This is a genomic window from Oceanobacillus sp. NCCP-135 (assembly GCF_059698015.1).
In genome coordinates this window covers 290,882-315,832 of record NZ_BAAKSZ010000001.1, presented here as the reverse complement: position 1 = coordinate 315,832, position 24,951 = coordinate 290,882, and the positions used below count along the sequence as shown (strand labels likewise).

The following is a 24,951-nucleotide window of genomic DNA, read 5'->3' as shown; positions in this document are numbered from 1 at the left end:
GATATGCCATTTGATGGTATTGTTACACGAGCTGTAACAGAAGAATTAAAAAATGAATTAGTTCCAGGAAAAATTACAAAAATTCATCAACCAACCCTTACAGAGCTTGTTTTTACGATTCGAAGCCAAGGAAAAAATCATACATTATTATTTTCAATTCATCCAACTTATGCACGATTTCACATTACAGATGATACGTATAAAAACCCTCAGGAACCACCTATGTTTTGTATGGTTCTTAGAAAGTATTTAACAGGAGCGATCATGGAAGAAATTGAGCAATACGGGATGGAAAGAATCATAACGTTTACCATTAAAGCTAGAAATGAAATTGGGGATATGACACAGAAGACCTTAGTCGTAGAACTAATGGGAAAACATAGCAATGTCATGCTGATCGATCAGGAAAAAGGCCATATTATAGATAGTTTGAAACATGTGTCAATAACGCAAAACCGGCACAGAACAATTCTTCCCGGACAGGATTATAAGCTTCCTCCAATGCAGAATAAATTAAATCCTTTACAAATTGAGAAAGAAGCTTTCATAAAAAGACTAGACTTCAATCGTGGTAAATTAGAGACACAAATCGTAGAGATACTTGTAGGGTTTTCTCCGTTTATCGCAAAAGAAATTAAATATCGAGCAAATTTAGGATCATGGAAGGTATATCAGGAAAGTTTTAGTGAGATCCAACAACAAATAATTAATAATCAATTTACACCAATAATTTACCGAAATAAGAAAGAAGACTTTCATGTACTTCCAATTACATCCTTTGAGGGAGAAAAAACATTTTTTACATCTACAAATAAAATGCTGGATCAATTTTATTCGGGTAAAGCAGAACGTGATCGCGTAAAGCAGCAGGCGAAAGATCTATATCGATTTATTAAAAATGAGAAAAAGAAGAATGAACGGAAAAAGAAGAAACATTTACAGACAATTAAAAAAGCAGAAGGTGCAGAACACTATCAAAAATTAGGAGAACTGTTAACCGCTCATATGCATCTGGTGAAGCAGGGGGATACTAATATCTCCGTGGTTGATTATTATGACCCTAAACAAAGTGAAATGACCATTGATTTAAACCCGAGTAAAACAGCAAGTGAAAACGCACAAAACTTTTACAAAATCTATCAGAAATTAAAAACGTCGAAAAAAGTTATTGAAAAGGAAATCTTTAAAACAAATGAAGAAATTTCCTATTTAGAACAATTATTACAACAAATAGATGTTGCCAGTGTCGCTGATATTGAAGAGATTCGCGAAGAACTTCGGGAGGAAGGTTATCTTAAAAAGCAAACAAAACAAAAGAAAAAACATAAGAACAAACCAACCAAACCAGTACCGGAAGAATATGTTGCAACAGACGGAACAGCAATTCTTGTGGGTAAAAACAATAAACAAAATGAATATGTAACTACAAAACTTGCACATCGTGATGATATATGGCTTCACACGAAGGATATCCCTGGTTCACATGTTATTATCCGGTCCATAGATCCCAGTGAGGAAACATTATTAGAAGCAGCTCATATTGCAGCATATTTTAGTAAATCTCAGAGCTCTTCATCTGTTCCTGTAGATTACACAAAAATAAGGTATGTTAAAAAACCTAATGGAGCAAAGCCTGGATATGTCACTTATGATAATCAGAAAACGCTTTTCGTGACACCAAGCAAACAATTAGTTGATAAATTAAAAGGAAAAAAATAGGACGACCCCAATGGGATCGTCCTTTTTGTTATTGAACATTTGGATTTAATGTTACTTCAATATTACCCCTAGTTGCCTTTGAATAGGGACAAAATTGATGCGCATCTTCAGCAAGCTCTTCTGCCTCTTCAGGGCTAACCCCCTCAATAGATATATTTAATGTAACTCCAATCTTAAATCCGTTATCTTCTGGATCTTTCATAAAATCAACTTCTGCTGTAGTTTCAGAACTAATTTTCTTTTTTTGTTCTTTAGCAACATGATTCAATGCTCCATCGTAGCAAGCCGCGTAGCCTGCAGCAAATAACTGCTCGGGATTGGAGCCTTTATCCTTTTTATTGTTGGCTGGATTTACCAATTGTAAATCAATGCATCCATCATCTGATTTCACATGCCCGTCCCGTCCATTTTTAGCGGTTGCACTTGATGTAAAAATCACTTCACTCATTATTACACTCCTTATAAATAGATTCTATTATTTATATTCCACCAAATTAGAAATGGTAAACGATTAAAGAAAAGTTTGCTTTATTAAGGTATTAATAAATTGATCCACTTGAGGAAGTTTTCTTACTCCTTCCTGAAAGCAAACCCAAGTATCTCTTGTAACTAGCTCTTCATCCAATTTTAATGGAATGTGAGGATATTCTTCCATCATGGTATCAGAAACACTTTCAGGAAGTACCGCCATCCCTATTCCTTGTTTCATAAATTGTTTGCATGTTTCAATTTGGTCAACAGTAATTGTCTTTAACGGCTTTATTTCATCTTGATGAAAATACAGCCAGTTATCTACTAGTTCATGCATACTATCATCACTGCTGAATGAAATTAATGGACGCTCTTTTAATTTACCAGTTGGAAATGGCTCTGTATCAAAAATATATAAAGGATCATCGAACAGACGCAGACAAGTACTTTCTTTCAGCTTATCACCGCGAATAATACATACATGGTAATTTTTGTGATTCCGTTTAATATCTTCACTTATCCCTGTTACCAGATCTATAGCTACTTGGGGAAATATATTAGTGAATTCTCCCAAAATTGCTGGTAAGAAACGTTGACTAATCAGAGAGGAACAGGCAATAGATAATGTACCCTGAACTTCTTTACTCGACTCCGCAATTCTATTTTTAATTGATTGTTCTCTCTCGATAACAGTCTTTGCATGGTCCAAGATCATTTCACCACTTGGGGTCAATCTTAGCCGTTTAGGGGTTCGGATAAAAATTTCCTGACCAAAGTATTCTTCTATATATTTCAGACGTTGAGTTACTGCTGGCTGTGAAATAAGAATTGCTTTAGCGGTACCTCGAATTGTGCCAACTTCATTTAATTTTAATAATAATGCATAATCATCAATTTTCATTTTAATTTCTCCTATTTATAAGTATTAGTTATTACCTTTGATTATATAATAGTATTTTACTTATTGCATTAGGCAACATATGATAAACATAAGGAAAAATTACTTGGAGGTGTATTAGGTTGAAAGAAAAAGATGCTGTTCTTGAAGTATTCTCAAAAAGTAGAGACAAATATGTTACGAGTAGTACCCATTCGAAGGGAAGCGATCTGCCCATGTTAGCAAAGTGGCTGAACCCTCATACAAATATGACAGTTCTAGATATTGCAACGGGTGGTGGTCATGTAGCAAAACAACTCTCCCCTTCTGTAAAAAGAGTAATTGCCACAGATATTACGAAAGAAATGCTTGAAAACACAGCAGCCCATTTAACAAACTTAACTAATATTGACTATGTGGTTGCAGATGCTGAAAACCTGCCTTTTCTGGATAATTCCTTCGATATAGTAACATGCAGAATTGCAGCACATCACTTCCCTCATCCCGAAAAGTTTATCAGTGAGGTACAACGTGTTTTAAATCGTGATGGTAAATTTCTGTTCATAGACAATGTGGTCTCCGAAAATCTATCATATGATGAGTTTATTAACACACTGGAGAAAATGCGTGATTACAGCCATGTCCGTTCTTTGAAGATTTCAGAATGGAAACAGCTTCTCAACCATTATAATTTATCTATTTCTAGCCACCAAAATAGGAAAAAAACACTACCATATGATGAGTGGATAAATCGTACGCTGGACAATGAAGATGACAGGAAAAAAGTCAGCAGGTTTATTTTGAATGCAACAAAAGACTTACAGGAATACTATCAAATTGAAATTACCGGTGAAACTATTCACTGCTTTACCATTGATGAGTGGATGGTATTATGTCAAAAGAAATGACCTTCACTGAGGTCATTTCTTTTAAGGTTTTTTTCATAAACTTTGGACCTGTACTTCGTTCGCCCCACCAAAATACTGGCCAGCGCACTGCTCGCCCCATCGAAACCATTTGTTGCTTTTTTAACTTTTGTATTTTCTATAAAAGACGACTTAACTACTATTTGCCATATACACCGTTCGGGATCGCTCCGGGCGGATGCTTTTTAGCGGACACGGCCTGCCTCGGGCTAACAGGATGTTAGTCATGAAAGCGTTGCGACAGGACGTCGCATTTTTAGCCTTCCATCCCATAACTACTCTGCTCAGATCTTCGGACACGTGCTGGGACGGGCAATGTACAATCCCAATCAATACGAACAGCCTAAGTTAAAGTTTATTGCGCCACAACAATAATTCATTTTTCTCTTCCGTCGTTATTTTACCATCTTCAACTAATGCTTCTACTAATGGATCAAATCCTGTAATGGTTTGAAATGGAAATTTTGCTGCTGAAAATTCCCGAATCGATTTTTGTAATCCATAGGTGAAAATTGCTAGAACACCGAGTACTTTTCCACCTTGTTTTTGCACTGCTTTAGCTGCGTCAATGGATGACCCTCCTGTAGAAATGAGATCTTCTATTACAAGAACCTTCGCACCTTTTTCGAATTCTCCTTCCATCTGGTTTCCTTTACCATGTTCTTTTGGTTTTGAACGAACATATACCATTGGCAAATTAAGTGTATCAGCCAGCCATGCTGCATGTGGGATTCCAGCAGTGGCACAGCCTGCAATCACTTCCGGATTTTCATTCATTTTATTGATAATCTCTACAAATGCATCTGTTATTTTTCTGCGAATTGCTGGATATGACATGGTTAGCCTATTATCACAATAAATTGGTGATTTTATTCCAGATGTCCATGTAAAGTAGTTATCTGGATTTATTTGAACTGCTTTAATTTCTAATAAGTCTCTTGCCAGCTCACGATGTAATTCCATCTGCTTCCCACTCCTTCACTGCTTGCTTATACGCTTTGTATGGATTTACTGCTTCGGTTATACTTCTTCCTATCACCAGAAAGTCTGCTCCGTTTTCCCTAGCAAATCCAGGTGTAGCTACTCGTTTCTGATCATCAGTTGTAGAATCCCGCAGTCTGATCCCTGGTGTAACAGTAGAGAATGCTGCACCGCAATTTTTCTTGATTTTCAATGCTTCATGGACAGAACAAACAACTCCATCTGCTCCACTCTCTTTAGCCAATTTCGCAAAATGAACCGTATTAGTATCCAGATCTCCTGGTAATAATAGTTCATCATGCATTGTTTCGTTATCCATAGAGGTTAGTAATGTTACTGCAATTAATTTCGTCTGGTAGCCCCCAGATCCGTTCATCAATCCTTCTTTTGCGCGCATGATCATTTCAGTTCCACCAAGTGCATGAACATTAATCATGTCCACTTCCAGCTTAGCAAGATTCTTCATTGCCTTCATTACTGTTGTCGGAATATCATGTAACTTTAAATCAAGAAAAATTGGATGATTCCTTTCTTTTAATCTTTCAATAACGTTTGTTCCTTCACGGTAAAATAACTCCATTCCCACTTTTACTGGGATGCCATTGAGATCATTGGAATCAAGGAATAGTTTTGCTTCACTCCAGGTTGGGAAATCCAATGCCAAATAGATAGACTTGCTCATACCGCTATCCCCTTTCCGATTGCTTCCTTTACAGAATTAAATCCATATTTATTTAATACACCTGGTAATTGCTCAATAATTTCCGGACATACTAGCGGATTTTGAAAGTTTGCGGTGCCAACAGCTACAGCACTCGCACCTGCTAATAGAAATTCCAATACATCGTCCGCATGACTGATTCCCCCCATACCAATAATCGGAATCGAGACATGCTGTTTGACTTCATAAATCATTCGAATCGCAACTGGCTTAATTGCAGGACCTGATAAACCACCTGTCTTATTCGCTAACAACGGTCGCTTAGTCGGCAAATGGATTTGCATTCCTGTTAAGGTGTTAATCATGGATAATCCATCCGCTCCAGCAGTTTCCACGGCTTTGGCCATTGAGACTATATCAGCAACATTTGGTGAAAGCTTTACATAAACAGGCAGATTACTGGCTTTTTTAACTTTTTCTGTTACTTTTGCTGCCATGTTCGGATCTGTCCCAAACTGAATTCCTCCTTCTTTTACATTGGGACAGGAAATATTCAATTCAAGTGCATAAACCTTCTCTGTTTGCTTAAATGTTTCCGCTACAAACTCGTATTCTTCTATCGTGCTACCAGCTACATTAGCAATTATTGGACTGTCATAGTTTGCGAGGAATGAAACCTCTGTTTCAATTATCTTTTCCACACCTGGATTTTGCAGACCAATTGCATTCAACATTCCAGAGGCTGTTTCAGCTACACGTGGAGTGTTATTGCCAAATCGCTCACTCCCCGTTGCAGCTTTCATAATAACTGCACCTAGTTTACTTAAATCATAAAATTCACTATACTCACGACCAAAGCCGAAACATCCAGAAGCAGGCATGACTGGATTTTTTAATTTTAATCCAGGTAAATCCACAGCTAAATTCACCATATACTTACCTCCTGACTTGAAAAGACTGGACCATCTTTGCAGATCTTTTTATATCCGTCTGACGTCTCTGTTGGGATTACACAGGCGAAACAAGCACCTACCCCACATCCCATCCGCTCTTCCAATGAAATATAGCCTTGTTTATGTTCAAGTTTTTCTGTTATTGCTTTAAGCATCGGAGAAGGCCCACAGGAGTAATAGCAGTCGAACTCTTCAACTCTATCTAGAACATTTGTAACAAATCCTTTATCCCCGTAAGAACCATCATTTGTAACAATAAACACCTCCCCAAGTGCTTGAAACTTTTGCTCATAAAATACACTTTCAGCTTGTTGAAATCCAAGAACAGATATAACGTTCCTTCCTTCTTCAGCCAATGTTTTACCAAGGTAGTAAAGTGGTGGTACACCAATACCGCCACCTATTAATAACACCGTTTGTGCATCTTTATTTTCGATCTTGAATCCATTTCCGTTTGGACCAAGCACATTAAATGTCATACCAGTTTGATAGAGTGATAACTGTTTTGTACCGGAACCAATCACTTTAAATAGAATCGTTACCGTCTCCTCTAATTTATCTACATCCGCAATGGATATCGGTCTTCTTAATGTGTACCCCTCGACATTCACATGAAGAAATTGCCCTGGTATTACTACCTGGCTAACATACCTGTTTTTAAGCACCATCTCAATTGTATCTAAGGCTATGGATTTCACTGATTTAATCAGCATTTCTTCTTTTTTCATCATAAAACAACGACCTCTTTGTTTGTCATTGGTTTTGCACTAAAAGTAGTTGAATCAATAACATTTAAGATGGCATTTGCTGTATCCAGATTGGTTAAGCAAGCAATCCCATGTTCGACTGTTTCCCTGCGGATTTTAAATCCATCTGATCTTGGTTTCTTTCCAGAATTAAGTGTATTTATCACAAACTGCACATGTCCATTTTCAATAACTGACAGTACGTTGGGCTCAGAAGATCCTATTTTAGCTACCTCTGTTACTGGTATTCCTGATTTTTCTACAAATGCAGCGGTTCCTTTTGTTGCATACAGCTGAAAGCCGAGCTGGTGAAAACGATCGGCGATTTCCAATACTTCCTCTTTATCCTTATCAGCTACCGTTAAAAGGACGGCACCTTCTTGAGGGATTGACAGACCTGAGGCAATCAATCCTTTATACAGTGCCTTTTCCAAAGTTTTGTCATGGCCAATTGCTTCACCTGTTGATTTCATTTCAGGACCAAGAATGGTATCGACACTACGCAATTTTTCAAATGAAAATACGGGAACTTTCACGGATACTTGATCATCTTCTGGTAAGATTCCGGTTCGATAGCCTAAATCAGCCAACTTTGTACCTAGAATACTTTTGGTAGCAATATTCGCCATCGTTACACCAGTTATCTTACTAAGAAATGGAATCGTTCTGCTGGCACGCGGATTTACCTCCAGAACATAAACGTTATCCTTACGAATTATAAACTGAATGTTAATCAATCCTTTCACATGCAAGGCATTTGCAATACGTTCTGCTGCATCCATACATTTCTGCTTCACAGTATCACTAATTCGTTGTGGTGGATAAACTGCAATCGAATCTCCTGAGTGTACTCCGGAACGCTCAATATGTTCCATAATACCTGGTACAATTGTTGTTTCTCCATCACTGATCGCATCAACTTCCACTTCGATTCCTGTAATATACTTGTCAATAAGAATCGGATGTTCATGATTAATGTTATTCGATTTTGCCAAGTATGCCTGTAATTCTTCATCATCATATACAATTTCCATTCTACTACCACCAATCACGTAGGATGGTCGCACCAATACCGGATAGCCAATATCGTTTGCCACTTCGATTGCTTGATCTAGCTTAAGGACAGCCTTTCCTTTGGGACGTAATAAGTTTAGTTCCTCTAGCAGTATTTCAAATTTATCACGATCCTCTGCACGATCGATTGCTTCCAGATCTGTCCCTAAAATGGTTACTCCTCTTCTTTCAAGTCCTGCAGCTAAATTAATTGCTGTTTGTCCACCAAATTGGACGATTATCCCTTCAGGCTGCTCCAATTCTACAACGTGCATAACATCTTCCAACGTCAATGGTTCAAAATAAAGCTTGTCAGATATACTGAAGTCCGTTGAAACGGTTTCTGGATTATTGTTCATTATAATTGCCTCATAACCCATTTCCTTAATTGCCAATACCGAATGAACTGTTGCGTAGTCAAATTCAATCCCTTGACCAATTCGAATTGGTCCTGAACCTAACACTAGAATTTTTTTACGATCAGATTTTATTGATTCATTTTCGTCTTCATACGTACTATAAAAGTAAGGCGTTGCTGATTCGAATTCAGCAGCACATGTGTCAACCATTTTATAAACAGGTGTGACTTGTTCTATTCGTCTTTGCTCATATATTTCGTCAACAGAAACATTCCATAATCGTGCTATTTGTGTATCAGGAAAACCAGCTTTTTTAGCTTTAACCAGTAATTCCTTTGAAAATTTATTACTGATCAATTCATTTTCTAATTTAATAAGCTTTTCCAATTTAACTAAGAAAAAGCGGTCAATTTTTGTAAGGTTGAATATTTGCTCTGTGGACATTCCCCTTCGCAGTACTTCAGCCAGTACAAAAATTCTTTCATCATCTGCTTTCTTCAAGCGTAATTCCAATTCTTCATTCGGTGCTTCTTTTAAATTATTTAGCCAAAGATCTTCTGTCCCAATATCAAGTGAGCGAATCCCTTTTAATAGCGACTCTTCAAAACTTCGCCCGATAGCCATGATCTCACCAGTTGCTTTCATTTGTGTTCCCAGTTTGCGATCACCAGTAACGAACTTATCAAAAGGAAACCGTGGGATTTTTGTAACAACATAATCAAGTGCAGGTTCAAACAATGCATAGGTGGTTTTCGTTATTGGATTGATGATTTCATCCAAAGTTAAACCAACTGCTATTTTAGCTGCCATTTTTGCTATTGGATAACCCGTTGCTTTAGATGCCAATGCTGAAGATCTGCTCACTCTTGGATTAACTTCGATAATATAATAATGAAAGCTATTAGGATCTAGTGCAAGCTGAACATTACAGCCACCCTCAATTTCAAGTGCACGAATTATTTTTAAAGAAACATTTCGAAGCATTTGATATTCTCGATCACTCAATGTCTGAGATGGTGCTACAACAATCGAATCACCAGTATGAATTCCTACTGGATCAACATTTTCCATATTGCATACAACAATCGCCTGATCCTTTTTATCACGCATTACCTCATATTCTATTTCTTTATAGCCAGCAATATTTTTTTCAATTAAACACTGGTTCACCGGCGATAATGACAAGCCATTTGCCGTAATGTTTTTCAAGTCTTCTATATTGTTACACATTCCACCACCCGTACCACCAAGTGTATATGCGGGACGAACAATTAATGGAAAACCAATTTCTGCTGCAAAGTCACATGCTTCTTCTACAGCTGTAACAATCCGACTATCAGGAACGGGCTCGTTTAATTCATTCATCAGTTCTCTAAATTTTTTTCGATCCTCAGCCTTTTGTATTGCATCTAAAGAAGTTCCAAGCAAATTCACATTATATTCCGCTAAAATACCTGTTTCCTCAAGTGCAACCGCTAAGTTTAATCCGGTTTGTCCCCCAAGTGTCGGAAGTAGTGCATCAGGTTGCTCTTTTCGAATAATCTTAGTCAAAAATTCAACGGTTAACGGTTCCATATAGACCTTATCCGCAACCGTATGATCCGTCATTATTGTAGCAGGATTGGAGTTAGCTAATATTACGATATATCCTTCTTCTTTCAACGCTTGACAGGCTTGAGTTCCTGAATAATCAAATTCCGCTGCCTGACCGATAACAATAGGACCCGAACCAATAACGAGTATTTTTTCGATTTCAATATTTTTAGGCATAAGCTTCCTCCTTTTGTTCTAATTGATTATTTTTGATCATCTGAATAAATTCATCAAACAGGTGATTTGTATCTTCAGGTCCTGGTGAACTTTCCGGATGGTATTGTACCGAGAAAGCAGGGTGCTTTTTATGTTTTATACCTTCGACCGAATTGTCATTCAATGCGATTTGAGTTAATTCCAGATCCGTATTAGCCAGTGATTCTTCTCTAACTGCATAGCTGTGATTTTGCGTTGTAATGTATGTTCTGGCTGTTCTGATATCTTTTACGGGATGATTCGCCCCCCTATGACCGAACTTCATTTTCTCTGTATCTGCCCCGCATGCCAATGCCAGCAATTGATGTCCCAGGCAAATCCCGAATACAGGAATTTTACCAAGAACCGCTTTAATCATTTCGATTGCTTCCGGTACATATTTTGGATCTCCAGGACCATTCGTCAGCATAATTCCATCAGGCTTCAACCTTAAAATATTCGCTTCACTGTAATTATGTGGGACAACTGTTACATGACAATTTCGCTTCGTTAATTCCCTGAGGATACCATGCTTCATTCCAAAATCAACTAAAACAATCCGCATCCCGCGTCCTGGTACAACATATGGCTTTACAGTTGAAACTAATTTAACTTGATCTGTTTGCAAAGTGAAACGCTGAAACTTCTCGAATAGTTCAGCAAAGGACTCATCTATATTTGCAATCAACGCTTTCATTGTTCCATACTTTCGAATGATTTTAGTTAGTTTTCTTGTATCAATCCCTGATATACCCGGAATGTTATTTGCTTTTAAATAACTGTCAAGGCTTTCCTCATTTCGAAAATTTGAAGGGAAATCAGCAGCCTCTTTTACAATAAACCCCTGAATAAATGGTGTTACTGTTTCAAAGTCATCTCTATTTATCCCATAATTACCTACCAGCGGATATGTCATTATAACGATTTGTCCACAATAAGATGGATCTGTAATTACCTCCTGATAGCCTGTCATTCCCGTGTTAAAAACCACTTCACCTGTTACTATTTGTTCACTTCCAAATCCTTCACCAATAAAAACCGTTCCATCCTCAAGGATCAATTGTCTTTTAGCCATCGATATCCTCCTCGTATACTATTCTGCCTTCTACGATTGTTAAGACAGGTAATCCAGTAATTTTCCAGTTATGAAAAGGTGTATTTTTTCCTTTTGAAAGAAACCCTTCTTTATCAATTACTGATTTTTTATCTAAATTTACCAATGTAATATCAGCTATTGCCTTTTCCTCCAATCTACCATATGGAAGATTAAATACTTTGGCAGGCTTGATTGTCATCCATTCAACTAATTGATGAAGATTTATTTTATTTTTCAGCACAAGATTCGTATAAAGCAGTGTAAACGCTGTTTCCAATCCAACGATTCCAAAAGGAGCTTTTAGAAAACCTGCTGCTTTTTCGTTATCAGCATGTGGCGCATGGTCTGTTGCAATAAAATCAATCGTACCATCCAGCAAGCCTTCCAATAATGCAGCCTGATCCTCTTTTGATCTTAATGGCGGATTCATTTTTAAATTGGCATCATCGACTGTGATATCTTCTTCATTCAAAAGCAGGTGATGTGGTGTAACTTCTGCTGTAACGTGAATTCCTGCTTTCTTTGCGTCATGAATAACACGAACAGATTCCTTTGTACTTACATGACATACATGATAATGACATCCTGCTGCTTCAGCTAATAACACATCACGAGCAATTTGTACCGATTCACTTAATGAAGGGATACCTGGTAGCTCCAATGCTTTGCTTACCTTTCCTTCATGAACAACACCACCATAAACAATTGAGTTATCTTCACAATGAGCGACTATTGGTTTGCCGCAAGCTGCTGCTTCCTTCATCGCACACAACATTTGATCAGCAGTCTGAATACCTACACCATCATCTGTAAATGCAAATACTTCCATGTCTGCAAGTTCAGTGATGTTTGTCAGTTGTTTCCCCTTTAATCCCTTTGTTATTGCAGCATATGGCAGGACACGAACAACTGCATCCTGATTTATTTTTTCTAAAAGCTGATTAACAACAGAATCATTATCTGGAACAGGATTTGTATTAGGCATTGTACATACAGTTGTAAATCCTCCACGTGCTGCAGCATTTGTGCCTGATTTAATCGTTTCCTTATGTTCTCCACCAGGTTCTCGCAAGTGAATATGAACATCTATGAATCCTGGCAAAAGCAGGTTACCTCCGCAATTAAAAACCTTATCTGCTGCTTGAGAAATATTTGTGCTAATTTTTTCTATTTTATTATCGTTTATTAGTACCTCACAATCTTCCATTTTATTAGTTGGCAATAAACGTTTTGCATTCTTTAATATAATCTTCATTCCATATCCCCCAATCCGCTAATATTTTTGTAATTATTGCCATTCGTATAAAAACACCATTTGACATTTGTTTGAAAATTCGTGAGCGATCACATTCTACTAAAGCTGAATCTATTTCTACTCCTCTGTTGACAGGAGCAGGGTGAAGAATTATAGCATGTCGCTTCATTTGTTTTTCACGGACTTTCGTTAAACCGTAATTTTCTAAGTACTTCGTTGTTTCTTCTACTTGTACATGCCTTTCATGCTGAACCCGGAGTAGCATAGCAACATCACAAAATTTAATTGCTTCATCAATAGAGATATGAGGTAAATCCAACGAATTATCTTCAAATCCAGGTGCTGCACTTATAAATACATTTGCACCTAATTTTTTTAGTGCATAAGCATTGGAATGGGCAACCCGACTATGCTTTACATCTCCAATAATCACTACATCCAACCCTTGAAAACTTCCATATTCCTGATAAATAGTTAGTAAATCCAGTAAACATTGTGTAGGATGCTCTTCTTTGCCTGCACCTGCATTGATTATAGGTATGGTTATTGTTGAATTTAGTTCTTCCATCCAAACATCTGATCGATGACGAACTATAAGCAAATCTGCTCCAATTGCCTCAAACGTTTTTGCGGTATCGTATAAGGACTCACCTTTTTTAGTGCTGGAGGTTTCCGCATGAAAGTCCAATACTTCAAGTCCAAGTTTTTTCTCAGCAACAACAAAACTCGTTTTTGTTCTCGTACTCGGTTCAAAAAAAAGATTTGCTGCAAACAATTGCTGATTGATTTGATAATTTGTATTTCGATAGGATTCAGCAGCTTTCAATATCGAAAATACTTCTTCCACAGAAAGTTGATTTACAGAATTAAAATGTCGCATAAAACCCCCGCCTTCTTATTGGTATCCTGCTTTAAGAATATAAAAAAACTCCTTGCAAAAGGTTGCAAGGAGGTATACGTGTAGTATTTTACCCACGTCTATCCGATGGCAACCTTGAAAATCTCTCTGGATTTAATTAAAGGTTAAATTATTCACTTTTCGTATATGGATACCCGATCCACTTCATCAATTTCAGATAATTGAACTACAATTATTTCTTTTTCAGATGTCGGTATATTTTTCCCAACATAATCGGCACGAATCGGCAGTTCCCGATGACCTCGATCCACCAGGACTCCCAATTGAATTTGTGATGGCCTACCAATATCCATAACTGCATCCATTGCTGCCCTTACCGTCCTCCCTGTATAAAGCACATCATCTAACAAAATTACTTTTTTACCGGTTGGATCGACAGCAATATTGGTCGCTTTTAACTCAGGGTCATCATGCGTTGAGACTTTTTCTAAATCATCACGATATAATGTAATATCTAATTCCCCAATTGGAACTTCTATTTCTTCAATTTGCCTTATTTTATCCTGTAATCTTTTGGTTATTGGAACACCCCTAGTTTTTATTCCAACCAATACGAGATCTTTTCCACCTTTATTTTTTTCAACAATTTCATGCGCAATTCTTGTTAGTGCTCGATTGATTGCGGGTTGGTCAAGTATTTCAGTTTTTTTCTTCATAACTACACCCCTACATAATTAAAAACCCTATTCTCCATAAGGTGAATAGGGTTTGGATACACGCAATACGTATACATACATTCCGACCCCTTTCAGCCTCACAGGACTAAATTAAAGGTTCATTGATTTATCAAATTTATTATTTCAAATTTGACTTGAAATGTCAATACATTTTATTAATGTATGAAAGTACTTCATTAAAATATTCCGGAACCTCTGCTTCAAATTCCATCCATTTATTAGTTGTTGGATGTGTAAAACCAAGAATTTTTGCATGCAAGGCCTGCCCTTTTATATCCATCGTTTTGCGTGGACCATATTTTTGATCGCCGATAAGTGGATGTCCAATATATTTCATGTGAACTCTGATTTGGTGCGTTCTACCTGTCTCTAACTGACATTCCACATACGTGTAATCAGGATAGCTTTTCAACACTTTGAAATGGGTTACAGCAGGTTTTCCTTCATCAACAATCCCCATTTTTTGTCGATTATTTGGGTCGCGTCCAATGGGCGCATCAATCATACCCGTTTCATGGGTTATCTCACCATGGACCAAAGCTACGTATTTACGCTTGATTTCCTTTGCTGATAATTGCTCAGCCAATTGAACATGTACCTGATCCTTCTTGGCAACCAGTAATAACCCACTCGTATCCTTATCAATTCGATGCACAATCCCTGGACGTTCTGCTCCATTTACTCCCGAAAGTTCTTTACAATGGTAAAGCAGTGCATTAACAAGTGTGCCCTGTCTGTGGCCTGCTGACGGATGAACAACCATTCCCTTTAGCTTATTTACAATTAGTAAATCACTATCTTCGTAAAGAATAGATAATGGTATATTTTCTGGTTTAATATTTAATGGTATATTTTCTGGAATTGACCATTTTATTTGATCTCCCATTCGACATTTATAATTTGCTTTCACTTGTGCTTCATTCACATTAACAAGCTGCTGCATAATCCATGACTGAATCTGGGAACGGGTTTGTACCGGATTCAGTTCAACTAATAATTTATCCAGCCGTGTTTTTTCCTGTTCTTCTGTTACAATATGATAAAATGAAGTCATTTTTTAGCTTTTCCTTTCTTTGCTTCATCGATAATCGTTGCAATAATAATTAAAAATACTCCAACCACCAATGCAGAATCTGCTATATTAAATATAGGAAAATCGTAATTAAAAATGATAAAATCAAAAAAATCAACAACTTCTTTACGGAAGAGGCGATCAATAAAGTTACCAATAGCTCCACCTAAAATAAAGCTTAAGGATATTGCCAATAGCCTACTATTCTTGGCATATTTTTGCATGTAATAAATAATCCCGATAACTACAATTACTGTAATGATATAGAAGAAAACCATCTGTCCTTCTAAAATACCCCATGCCGCACCAGTATTTCTGTGTGAAGTCAAATAAAAGAAATTTTCAATCATCGGAATTTGTTCTTTAAGCTCCATGTTTTTTACAACGGTCCATTTTGTCAGCTGATCAATTGCAATAATTACCAGTGCAACTATGTAGTACAAATACATCATTTTTCCCCCGATTTCATATCTAATTCTTATTAATCATAAACGTAAATGAAAAGATTTTCAATTTATACATTAGATAATCTAGTTAATTGACATGCATTTATTATATATGCCTCTGGTGAACTTACACGGATATTCTATATTTTCGTTATAATAAAAAATACTCCTCAATTTGATTTTATTAAAAGTCAAAATAATAATTACGAAACCCTATAATTAAACGATTTATTTTAATGTCACACATTATATAGGGCAAAAAGAAAAGGATAGATGAACAGGAGTTATACCTGCTAACATCTATCCTTTTTGTACAACATATGACCTCATTTACAACAACAACATCAAAGATTACTCAACAACAAAATTTATAAGTTTCTTCTACAATAGCACCTGTTATCCCAACAATTAAATTTAAGATGGCATTTTAACGATAGAGTATATCCTTTAGGGTTTCACCATCGTAATAACGGTCAATTTTAAATCCATCCTCAGTCTCTACAATATTCATTTGACCTTCTATGTTTACTTTATCTACCTCATTTCCTTCTGAATCAGTAAATACCAAAGTAAATGAATGATTATAATCTTGCGATTCACTTTCTGATTGGTCTTGTTCACTTTTTTCAAGTTTAATGTTTTCTAAAGAAATAGTATTATCATTTTTGCTCGCTACCTCTTGTGGTATTAAAAAAAACCTTTTGTCTGCTAGGTCCTTAAATTCCTTTTCTGTAAAATAAGTTGAAAATTTATTCTGATGATCAATGAGTTGTTCCTCGTTCATTTCGTCCAAATCAACATTTGAATCTTCAACATTATAGAATTCTTTTAGAAACTTTTCTCCGATCTCTACAGATGTGTCTTCTTTGTTTTCGCAAGCACTAATCAAGAATAAAACAGAGACGGAACAACACAGTAAAACAAACAATTTTCGCATAAAAACATCCTTTCCCTGGAAAACATAGCTGGATTTTGTTCCTAATCGTACTTGTTTATTTAATTAAAAATTACTACCAAATTAATAAAATCTATAACCAGGTAGAGAGTAGTTTGATGTGCTTTTAACATTACTTGTTGGAGTTACATATGAAACATGTCCACCTATCCCAATAACTGGTGTGGGGTCAGTTGCGTATTTACCTAATGGACTACCTGGTGGTCTACCCGTTACTACAATAGTGGAACCACAGTTACATTTATACATAGTGCCAAGTGTTATTGCATTTTTACCAGTTTCTTTATACTTTACTGTAGCTGTCGATTTTGCGTACATTCTATGAACTCCATACAAAGCACATGGTCCAACTTCAGTTGGATTAATTTCACCCTCATGTTCGTGCTCATGAGCATGTGCTGTGTTTACGAAATTAGGCATTAAAAAAAATGAACCGAAGACAAATGAGACAACTACCAGTAATTTAACAATTCTGTTATCTATCGTTTTCACATAACTTTCCCCCTTTTTTAAGTAACTGATAACCTGAATTCCCGCCAAGTTATACCTAGGTTGGAATATTAATCCTTAGGCACTTATAAAGGTTCATTTGAATTTTGATCATTTCAACAATGTAGTGCTTGCACCACGGCTGTTACTGGTGAATTCATAAAAGTAAGCCACACCATTCCTCTTGTTTATTAAATAAACAAAAGGCATGCGCATAACTCCCATACCTTGGTATAATTATACCAAGGTATGGGTTAAATACTTTTGATAAATTAGATCAAATCTCTGGTATCAAAGGGTTTACGCAAAATCCTTAGTATAATTTATTCGGGAATGCAGGTGATAAATTAAAATTAGATAGTGCCCAGGAATAGAACGTTTTCAGACAATTAACAATAGTATATCATAATAAATTTTTGATTACAATGCTATATTCTGGATATTAATTCATTAATATTAGAGGTCCGTTTTAACGCAGTGACTTTTTCGTTACTACTATACAAAATCGCTATGTTAAAATGGAGTTCTTGCAAGAAATTTAAAAGTTAAAAACCATAGGGGAAAGTTTTTACCATTTCCTGATTCAAAAAAACAACTATAGATCTAAGGTGTGTGATAATCCAAAATATACCTAGTTGTGGCTGTCCATCATTATTGCCAATAGTTTGTTGCTTTTTAGCAAACGGGCAGGATTGTTGGAGAAAAACTAATGTTTATTCTTCTAAAATCCTGTAAAGTTGAATAAGAGGTAATACAAGTAAATCATTACCTACTTAAACATTTCAAAATGTTTTGCTACCCATTTTGAATTATTTTCTGCGATATACTTCTCCGCATTAATCAAGCGGTGTACGAGTTCCTTTTTTGATAACTTCATATATTTCCTATGTGCATTTTCCAAGTTGCGATTGGGTTTAATCTTCCGAAAGTCTCTTTCATCTATATCAGTATTGAAGTTTGATTTCACATTTTCGCTATTAACTTTCTGCTTATACGTTAGACTATGTTCCTTGTAATATTCATATAACTTTTCATTAGGACTCATAAAATAATAACATACCATTTTAAAATTTAAGGCTTGACATTTGGATGAATTGTGTAATTCCACTTTGGTGTATGAGTAGTGTTGTACTTAATATTGATACGTTTCATTTCCTCATCACTCACTTTCCTGCCTAGTTCATAGTGTTTTTCATCTAATGCACTTTGGATTTGCAGACCTGTTTTAGTAGTGGTTGATCCAATTAAATTCACTACTACCTCATGTGATGTTAGTGGTCGACCTCTCCAATTCATACTGATTTCCGAAAACATCCGGTGTTCAATTTTATTCCACTTACTTGTTCCAGGAGGGAAATGACATACTAAAATAGGCATACCAATTTCATCGCTTAATTGCTGTATTTCGACTTTCCACCTTCTGGAACGGGAACTATTGCTTCCACCACCATCTGCAGTAATCAAAAGTTTAGTTGCTTCTGGATACGTTAGCGACCCCATTCGATACCACCGTTGTCTAATGCTTTCAACAGCAAATTCTGCTGTATCATGGTCTGTGCCTACATTGACCCATCCCTCATTTTGCCGTATATCATAGACACCATATGGGATCGCCTTGCCCTTTTCTTTATCGGGAAAATCATGGTCGTTTACATCAATTGGTTGTCCTTTCTTTTGATACTCTTTCCCGTTGTTTTTATAATTGCCTATCAACTCTTTCTTTTTTGTATCCACAGAGATGATAGGATTTCCCTCTTCTTGAAATTCCGTGACTGTTTGATTGATATGTTGAAATTGCACGTCGCGATCCGGGTGATCGGCCCCTGCTCCCAATCGTTTATTGTTTGATTGCAGGCTATAGTTATTTTTGGCAAGCAGCTGTGATACGGTCATTCCACTGACTGGATAGCCCATATCTGTCAACGCTCCTGCAAGGTGATCCAAACTTTTGGTGGTCCACAATAACGGTGACTCTGGGTCGCCTTGCGTACTGTCCGCAAATAACTTCAACAATTCTTTCTCTATTTCGGGATAGATTTCCGTGATTGGTTTTCGACCACCACCGTGTCGGCGGATTCGTTCATCATCCAAGGAAGCAATGCCATTCAACTGCTCGACCCCAAGTTTTAGCGTATCTGGCGAGACACCTGTAAGTTCATAGATAACCTTTTGGCCTCCGAATCCTAGTGTTTTAACCATAGCCGCAGCTATTAGTCTCCTAGTTTTTTCGTCAATGTGGCCAGCCAATTCATTGAAAATAGTTTTATATCTGATTCGATCCTGATCAGTAAAATTAGTCATTTTTTTCATAAAGATACACTCATTTCTTTTTATATTATCCCAATGTAGTGGGCTCTTTCTCAAATAGAATGATAAAAAGGAAACATAAACGGTCTTTACGCAGGGGAGGCAGCCGAGCTAGTATTGAACTGATCAACGTCTATACTGTTCTAAAAGCAGGGGAACTTACGGATGAATATCACCGTCTTTGAGAAAGAGCCATGTAGTGTATCATCTGCATAAAAGTATGTCCGGGTTTTTCTGATTTAGGAGCTTTATATTTTAAGATCCCTAAGTTATCCACAGCATTTAAATTTTATAATTTCCTAAGCAGAAAAAAAGTACACCACTCAAAAATAGTGATGTACCTTTAGTAATATAATGTGCAACATTAAAGACAAATCGTTGATTTTAAGGACTTCATATACCATCACCTGTCTTTAATTTTACAAAGTATGAGGAGTAATTTATTAAAATTTATGCTCCGTAATGTTCTTTTACAACATCTGCACATCGTGTACACAGTTCAGGATGATCATTATCTTCTCCGACCGTATTGGATGCCATCCAGCACCGTTCACATTTTTCACCAGGATGCTTTTCCACTGCCACATCGACATACTTATATTCTTTGGAATCTGCATTGCTGTCACTAACTACAGCTTCAGATACAATTAAATATTGATGCAGATGTTCCATTGAAGTTAATACTTCTTTTGTTTGCATATCTTTTGGAACGACTACTATTTTAGCTTCCAATGATTTTCCAATTACTTTTTCATTTCTTGCTTCTTCCAATGCTTTATATACATCATTACGAATAGTCATAAAGTGATCCCATTTTACTACATCTAAATCCACTATTTTTCTTGGCTCAGGTATATCTGTCAACTGTACACTTTCTTCTTCCACTCCTGGGATATACTCCCATACTTCATCCATTGTATGTGGAATAATTGGTGTCAGTAATTTAACCAGGGTTGTTATTGTTTCATAATAACCTGTTTGAATACTGCGGCGGCGTTTATGATCTTTAGCCTCAATATATAATATATCTTTTGCAAAATCCAGATAAAACGAGCTTAAATCAACCGCACAGAAATTATGGATCTGATGAAAAATCGGTGAATACTCGAATTTCTCATAATTTTCACGTACATCGCTTACTAATTGCTGCAGCCGATGAAGCATATAACGATCCACTTCTTCTAATTCTGCCTCAGGAACTCGGTCTGTTTTCGGATCAAAATCAGCAAGGTTTGCAAGCATAAAGCGGAATGTATTACGGATTTTACGGTACGCTTCGGATGTCTGTTTTAAAATATCATTGGAAATACGTACATCTGCCTGATAGTCAACAGACGATACCCATAATCGTAAAATGTCTGCACCCAATTGCTTTTGCACCTTAGCAGGAACCATAACATTCCCCAGAGATTTACTCATTTTACGACCATTACCATCTAATACAAAGCCATGACTGATAATATTTTTATATGGTGCTTTACCTGTTACAGCAACAGCGGTAGATAAAGATGAATTAAACCAACCTCGATATTGGTCACTACCTTCCAGATAGAGATCTGCCGGGCGCTTATGATCCTCTCTTCCGAGTAATACTGCTTCATGTGATGAACCTGAATCAAACCAAACATCCATAATATCCGTTTCTTTTGTGAATTTTCCATTTGGACTATGTTCACTAATAAAGCCTTCAGGTAAGAGATCTTTAGCTTCCAATTCAAACCAAATGTTTGAACCATGCTCACTGAATAATTTAGATACATGTTCAATTGTCTCGTCGGTAATGATAGGTGTATTATCTTCACCATAAAAAACAGGAATCGGTACACCCCATGCACGTTGACGTGAAATACACCAATCTTCACGATCACGAACCATATTATAAAGTCGGGTTTCCCCCCATGATGGATGCCAATTAATACGCTTGATTTCATTTAAAATATCTTGGCGGAAATCCTTAATGGATGCAAACCATTGGGATGTCGCTCGGAATATCGTTGGCTTTTTCGTACGCCAATCATGAGGATAAGAGTGTGTTATAAATGTAAGTTTTAACAATGCTCCGACTTCTTCCAATTTCGCAGTGATTGCTTTGTTTGCTTCATCATAAAATAAGCCTTCAAATCCAGGAGCTTCATTCGTGAAATAACCTTTATCATCTACCGGGGAAAATGCGTCAATACCATAAGACCTAGCAACAATAAAATCATCTTCCCCATGACCAGGAGCTGTATGAACACATCCTGTCCCTGCATCTGTAGTTACATGTTCTCCAAGGATTATTAATGAATCACGATCATAAAACGGATGTTTCGTAATAATTTTTTCTGCTTCTTGACCTTTAAAGGTTTTTACAACTTGTGGGTTCTCCCATGCTAATTCTTCTGTAATAAACTCAAGTAATGCATTTGCTATTATATATCTTTCATCATTGACTTCAACGACAACATATTTTAAATCTGGATGCAAACTAATTGCCAAGTTAGCCGGAATTGTCCATGGAGTTGTTGTCCAAATAATAAATTTTTCTCCACCCTCAAGCAATCCTTTTCCGTCAGTAACTTTAAATGATACATAAATGGAAGGGGAACGTTTGTCTTGATATTCAATCTCAGCTTCTGCTAAAGCAGATTCAGATGAGGGTGACCAGTAAACAGGCTTTAAGCCTTTATAAATATACCCTTTTTTAGCCATCTCCCCAAACACCCGAATTTGCGCAGCTTCATAATCCTTCGTTAAAGTTATATATGGATTATCCCAATCCCCACGTACACCCAACTGTTTGAATTGTGTACGCTGACTATCGACTTGATCTAAAGCATATTCAGCACACAGTTTTCTAAATTCAGCAATGCTCATTTCCTTGCGCTTTACTTTTTTATTTTTTGTCAATGCTGTTTCGATCGGTAGTCCATGTGTATCCCATCCCGGAATATATGGTGCATGATAACCTGTCATAGATTTATAGCGAGTAATAAAGTCTTTGAGGATTTTATTAAGCGCATGCCCAATGTGCAAATCTCCATTCGCAAATGGAGGGCCATCATGCAAAATAAACAACGGTCTTCCTTTTGTTCTATTCTGAACCTTTTCATATAACTTTATTTCTTCCCAATGCTCTTGTCTTTTTGGCTCCTTATTAGGCAAATTTCCCCGCATCGGAAATTCTGTTTTTGGCATTAATAATGTATCCTTATAATCCATTTTAAGCTTCCTCCTTTTTAAATAGAAAAAGTCTTCTGCATCCCAAAAGGGACGAGAAGACTCGCGGTACCACCCTTATAAATTTAAAAAAATCATTTTAAATTCACTCGAAATTCGTAACGTGAATGAAACGTCCATTACTACTGAAATTCATAATGGATACTCCAGAGTGATTTTCTAAAAACAGTTCTGTATCAGGCTTTCACCATCCCTGACTCGCTAACCAGCTCATTGCTCTTATACTGTCTCTGTCAACGTATTTACAACATGTATTTAACTGTATATGTATGAATTATATGTAAAATTACAGATTACGTCAAGATCTATGATTTATTCTCAATAAGTTCACTTTCCTCGCCCAGCTCTTCATTGAATAAATCTTCCCAATCATCTGTACCAATCATATCCAGCTGTGCTTCTACAAGCATCTTCAAACGAGTGCGAAATACTTTTGCCTGTTTTTTTAATTCTTCTACATCCATGGAAATTCGGCGTGATTTACTTAATGCTTCATTTATGATTCGATCAGCATTTTTCTCTGCTTCTTTTATAATTAATTTGGATTCCTTTGTTGCATTACCTTTTAATTCTTCCGCAGTTTCCTGAGCAATAAGGATTGATTTATTTAAAGTTTCTTCAATGTTGGTAAAGTGACCCAGTTTTTCATCCAGTTGATTTACCTTTTCTTTTAATTCCTTCTTTTCTCTTATTACTATTTCATAATCTTTAATAACCTGATCTAAAAATTCATTTACTTCATCTTCATCATAACCGCGAAAACTTCGGGTAAACTCTTTATTATGAATATCTAATGGTGTTAATGGCACATCGGCCACCTCCTTAGGGGATAGTATAAGATTGCTTATCGTTTAGAAATACAAAGTTACATTAGATGTTTATATTCGACAAAAACCTATTAATTCCTGCAAGATACCTGAATAATTTATTTTAAAATCGCAGCAGTTATCTTCCATTTATCTTTTTTCGTGCGGCCATTTATTTTAACGAGCTTACTTCTGCCTTTTCCTTTGACCGATAATAAATCTTTCTCCTGAACTAAAAATTTGCCATCTTCTATTACCTTATAATTCACTTTTACAAGTAATTTACTGATATATTCAGCCGATTCTTTTCTGGAAATATGATAAATTTCTTTTAACACTACGTCTAACCTAAGTGAAGAGACAGTTTTATCCACTTCCAACCAGTTTGCTGTATTCTCTTTTTTCGTTGAAAGGGGTTTTTCCTCCAGTTTAATAGTAGCTTTATTTATTGAAGTTAAATTTGCTTTAACGTATGAAGCTATTTCATCGGCCATTATTATTTGGACTAATCCATCACGTACGAATATATCTCCTAGTTTCTTACGCTTAATACCGATAGATAAAAACGCACCCATCACATCTCGATGTTCCAAGGTGATAAACTTATCCTGATAAGTTGCCTGCATCAATGTCATCTGATGAGTTTCCTCCGTTACTTCTTCATAGAAAGGAGCAATAACCATGCGACATCTTTCAGCATGATTGCCGCCACCATTAGTATACAGATTCAATTCATCGTTCTCCTGTCCAATCAGCATTGCTATAATTTGCTGTTCTCTTGGATCAAGAAAGTCAGTTAGCTTATACTGATAGGTACGTTCCACCTGCTCTTTCCAAGCTAGAACTTGATCGATAAATGGTTGTTCTTCTTTTCTAAAATGTTGGTAAATATCCATCATGTCATTCCTTTAAAATGGGAGCATTTTAAACAATTCATTGAGACCGGATCTCGCTAAAATCAAAACGAAAATTGCAACAATCGGCGATAAATCAATCATTCCAAGTGGTGGAATAAACTTTCGAAATTGTTCTAAATAAGGCTCACAAATTTTAGCTAAAAAGAGACCAAATGAAGATTCACGGGCCCCAGGAAACCATGACATAAAAATATATACAATTATTGCATAGCTATATATTAGTAAGGCATTGTATAGTACTACATGTAAAAGATCCATT

The 24,951-nt window shown here is 36.4% G+C and carries 22 protein-coding genes and 1 other annotated feature; of the genes, 2 read left to right on the top strand and 20 right to left on the bottom strand.

Annotated elements, in window-relative coordinates:
• The first annotated feature begins 3 nt into the window (after positions 1–3).
• Entirely contained in the window at positions 4–1,719 is a 1,716-nt protein-coding gene (locus AC6HVZ_RS01475) for an Rqc2 family fibronectin-binding protein (protein ID WP_497556349.1), read from the top strand.
• 28 nt (positions 1,720–1,747) lie between these two features.
• Here AC6HVZ_RS01475 and AC6HVZ_RS01470 read toward each other — a convergent pair whose 3' ends face one another.
• Together AC6HVZ_RS01470 and AC6HVZ_RS01465 are read right to left on the bottom strand one after the other, a co-directional pair.
• On the bottom strand, positions 1,748–2,167 hold the full coding sequence (locus AC6HVZ_RS01470) for an organic hydroperoxide resistance protein (RefSeq protein WP_497556348.1): 420 nt from the start codon (positions 2,165–2,167) through the stop codon (positions 1,748–1,750).
• 63 nt (positions 2,168–2,230) lie between these two features.
• The gene (locus tag AC6HVZ_RS01465; protein ID WP_497556347.1) at positions 2,231–3,091 is read right to left on the bottom strand and encodes a LysR family transcriptional regulator; all 861 of its coding nucleotides are present in this window, start codon (positions 3,089–3,091) and stop codon (positions 2,231–2,233) included.
• Positions 3,092–3,210: 119 nt separating this feature from the next.
• Between AC6HVZ_RS01465 and AC6HVZ_RS01460 the strand changes: the two genes are divergently transcribed.
• The gene (locus tag AC6HVZ_RS01460) at positions 3,211–3,975 is read left to right on the top strand and encodes a class I SAM-dependent methyltransferase (RefSeq protein ID WP_497556346.1); all 765 of its coding nucleotides are present in this window, start codon (positions 3,211–3,213) and stop codon (positions 3,973–3,975) included.
• Positions 3,976–4,341: 366 nt separating this feature from the next.
• On the opposite strand, the gene pyrE is transcribed toward AC6HVZ_RS01460, so the two are convergent.
• The 18 genes from pyrE to AC6HVZ_RS01370 all read right to left on the bottom strand — a co-directional run bounded on the left by pyrE (position 4,342) and on the right by AC6HVZ_RS01370 (position 24,950).
• Positions 4,342–4,956, bottom strand: a complete 615-nt coding sequence (pyrE, locus tag AC6HVZ_RS01455) for an orotate phosphoribosyltransferase (RefSeq protein ID WP_497556345.1) — start codon at positions 4,954–4,956, stop codon at positions 4,342–4,344.
• Entirely contained in the window at positions 4,940–5,656 is a 717-nt protein-coding gene (gene pyrF / locus AC6HVZ_RS01450; protein ID WP_497556344.1) for an orotidine-5'-phosphate decarboxylase, read from the bottom strand. The genes pyrE and pyrF overlap by 17 nt, the downstream gene beginning before the upstream one ends.
• Complete coding sequence (locus tag AC6HVZ_RS01445) at positions 5,653–6,564, bottom strand: dihydroorotate dehydrogenase (protein ID WP_497556393.1); 912 nt, start codon at positions 6,562–6,564, stop codon at positions 5,653–5,655. The genes pyrF and AC6HVZ_RS01445 overlap by 4 nt, the downstream gene beginning before the upstream one ends.
• On the bottom strand, positions 6,561–7,319 hold the full coding sequence (locus AC6HVZ_RS01440; RefSeq protein ID WP_497556343.1) for a dihydroorotate dehydrogenase electron transfer subunit: 759 nt from the start codon (positions 7,317–7,319) through the stop codon (positions 6,561–6,563). The genes AC6HVZ_RS01445 and AC6HVZ_RS01440 overlap by 4 nt, the downstream gene beginning before the upstream one ends.
• Positions 7,316–10,516, bottom strand: coding sequence for a carbamoyl-phosphate synthase large subunit (gene carB / locus AC6HVZ_RS01435; RefSeq protein WP_497556342.1), 3,201 nt, complete (start codon positions 10,514–10,516; stop codon positions 7,316–7,318). The genes AC6HVZ_RS01440 and carB overlap by 4 nt, the downstream gene beginning before the upstream one ends.
• Complete coding sequence (locus tag AC6HVZ_RS01430) at positions 10,509–11,609, bottom strand: carbamoyl phosphate synthase small subunit (protein ID WP_497556341.1); 1,101 nt, start codon at positions 11,607–11,609, stop codon at positions 10,509–10,511. Before AC6HVZ_RS01430 ends, carB begins: the two co-directional genes overlap by 8 nt.
• Entirely contained in the window at positions 11,602–12,885 is a 1,284-nt protein-coding gene (gene pyrC / locus AC6HVZ_RS01425; RefSeq protein ID WP_497556340.1) for a dihydroorotase, read from the bottom strand. The genes AC6HVZ_RS01430 and pyrC overlap by 8 nt, the downstream gene beginning before the upstream one ends.
• Positions 12,842–13,765 carry an aspartate carbamoyltransferase catalytic subunit gene (locus tag AC6HVZ_RS01420; protein WP_497556339.1) on the bottom strand — a complete coding sequence of 308 codons (924 nt, stop codon included), beginning with the start codon at positions 13,763–13,765 and terminating at the stop codon, positions 12,842–12,844. Before AC6HVZ_RS01420 ends, pyrC begins: the two co-directional genes overlap by 44 nt.
• 152 nt (positions 13,766–13,917) lie before the next feature.
• On the bottom strand, positions 13,918–14,460 hold the full coding sequence (gene pyrR / locus AC6HVZ_RS01415; protein ID WP_497556338.1) for a bifunctional pyr operon transcriptional regulator/uracil phosphoribosyltransferase PyrR: 543 nt from the start codon (positions 14,458–14,460) through the stop codon (positions 13,918–13,920).
• A 163-nt stretch (positions 14,461–14,623) separates the two neighbouring features.
• On the bottom strand, positions 14,624–15,535 hold the full coding sequence (locus AC6HVZ_RS01410; protein ID WP_497556337.1) for an RluA family pseudouridine synthase: 912 nt from the start codon (positions 15,533–15,535) through the stop codon (positions 14,624–14,626).
• Positions 15,532–16,002: a signal peptidase II gene (gene lspA, locus AC6HVZ_RS01405; protein ID WP_497556336.1), complete on the bottom strand. Its 471-nt coding sequence runs from the start codon at positions 16,000–16,002 to the stop codon at positions 15,532–15,534. The genes AC6HVZ_RS01410 and lspA overlap by 4 nt, the downstream gene beginning before the upstream one ends.
• 424 nt (positions 16,003–16,426) lie before the next feature.
• On the bottom strand, positions 16,427–16,936 hold the full coding sequence (locus tag AC6HVZ_RS01400) for a hypothetical protein (protein ID WP_497556335.1): 510 nt from the start codon (positions 16,934–16,936) through the stop codon (positions 16,427–16,429).
• Between the two features lie 81 nt (positions 16,937–17,017).
• A complete protein-coding gene (locus AC6HVZ_RS01395) occupies positions 17,018–17,446 on the bottom strand; it encodes a hypothetical protein (RefSeq protein WP_497556334.1) in 429 nt (142 codons plus the stop codon).
• Between the two features lie 1,068 nt (positions 17,447–18,514).
• Positions 18,515–19,744, bottom strand: a complete 1,230-nt coding sequence (locus AC6HVZ_RS01390; protein ID WP_497556392.1) for an ISAzo13 family transposase — start codon at positions 19,742–19,744, stop codon at positions 18,515–18,517.
• Positions 19,745–20,200: 456 nt separating this feature from the next.
• Positions 20,201–22,951 carry an isoleucine--tRNA ligase gene (ileS, locus tag AC6HVZ_RS01385; RefSeq protein ID WP_497556333.1) on the bottom strand — a complete coding sequence of 917 codons (2,751 nt, stop codon included), beginning with the start codon at positions 22,949–22,951 and terminating at the stop codon, positions 20,201–20,203.
• A 44-nt stretch (positions 22,952–22,995) separates the two neighbouring features.
• Positions 22,996–23,215: a binding site (T-box leader), on the bottom strand.
• Between the two features lie 59 nt (positions 23,216–23,274).
• Entirely contained in the window at positions 23,275–23,778 is a 504-nt protein-coding gene (locus tag AC6HVZ_RS01380) for a DivIVA domain-containing protein (protein WP_497556332.1), read from the bottom strand.
• A gap of 116 nt (positions 23,779–23,894) precedes the next feature.
• Complete coding sequence (locus tag AC6HVZ_RS01375; RefSeq protein ID WP_497556331.1) at positions 23,895–24,671, bottom strand: YlmH family RNA-binding protein; 777 nt, start codon at positions 24,669–24,671, stop codon at positions 23,895–23,897.
• 12 nt (positions 24,672–24,683) lie between these two features.
• Positions 24,684–24,950, bottom strand: a complete 267-nt coding sequence (locus AC6HVZ_RS01370) for a YggT family protein (RefSeq protein ID WP_497556330.1) — start codon at positions 24,948–24,950, stop codon at positions 24,684–24,686.
• Position 24,951: the final 1 nt, after the last annotated feature.

Coding starts and splice junctions, on each gene's coding strand:
- pyrC (WP_497556340.1), bottom strand. CDS start 12,885: ATGAAGATTATATTAAAGAATGCAAAACGTTTATTGCCAACTAATAAA.
- ileS (WP_497556333.1), bottom strand. CDS start 22,951: ATGGATTATAAGGATACATTATTAATGCCAAAAACAGAATTTCCGATG.
- AC6HVZ_RS01410 (WP_497556337.1), bottom strand. CDS start 15,535: ATGACTTCATTTTATCATATTGTAACAGAAGAACAGGAAAAAACACGG.
- AC6HVZ_RS01390 (WP_497556392.1), bottom strand. CDS start 19,744: ATGACTAATTTTACTGATCAGGATCGAATCAGATATAAAACTATTTTC.
- carB (WP_497556342.1), bottom strand. CDS start 10,516: ATGCCTAAAAATATTGAAATCGAAAAAATACTCGTTATTGGTTCGGGT.
- AC6HVZ_RS01375 (WP_497556331.1), bottom strand. CDS start 24,671: ATGGATATTTACCAACATTTTAGAAAAGAAGAACAACCATTTATCGAT.
- AC6HVZ_RS01370 (WP_497556330.1), bottom strand. CDS start 24,950: ATGGATCTTTTACATGTAGTACTATACAATGCCTTACTAATATATAGC.
- lspA (WP_497556336.1), bottom strand. CDS start 16,002: ATGTATTTGTACTACATAGTTGCACTGGTAATTATTGCAATTGATCAG.
- AC6HVZ_RS01400 (WP_497556335.1), bottom strand. CDS start 16,936: ATGCGAAAATTGTTTGTTTTACTGTGTTGTTCCGTCTCTGTTTTATTC.
- AC6HVZ_RS01470 (WP_497556348.1), bottom strand. CDS start 2,167: ATGAGTGAAGTGATTTTTACATCAAGTGCAACCGCTAAAAATGGACGG.
- AC6HVZ_RS01465 (WP_497556347.1), bottom strand. CDS start 3,091: ATGAAAATTGATGATTATGCATTATTATTAAAATTAAATGAAGTTGGC.
- AC6HVZ_RS01430 (WP_497556341.1), bottom strand. CDS start 11,609: ATGGCTAAAAGACAATTGATCCTTGAGGATGGAACGGTTTTTATTGGT.
- pyrR (WP_497556338.1), bottom strand. CDS start 14,460: ATGAAGAAAAAAACTGAAATACTTGACCAACCCGCAATCAATCGAGCA.
- AC6HVZ_RS01475 (WP_497556349.1), top strand. CDS start 4: ATGCCATTTGATGGTATTGTTACACGAGCTGTAACAGAAGAATTAAAA.
- pyrE (WP_497556345.1), bottom strand. CDS start 4,956: ATGGAATTACATCGTGAGCTGGCAAGAGACTTATTAGAAATTAAAGCA.
- AC6HVZ_RS01420 (WP_497556339.1), bottom strand. CDS start 13,765: ATGCGACATTTTAATTCTGTAAATCAACTTTCTGTGGAAGAAGTATTT.
- AC6HVZ_RS01440 (WP_497556343.1), bottom strand. CDS start 7,319: ATGATGAAAAAAGAAGAAATGCTGATTAAATCAGTGAAATCCATAGCC.
- pyrF (WP_497556344.1), bottom strand. CDS start 5,656: ATGAGCAAGTCTATCTATTTGGCATTGGATTTCCCAACCTGGAGTGAA.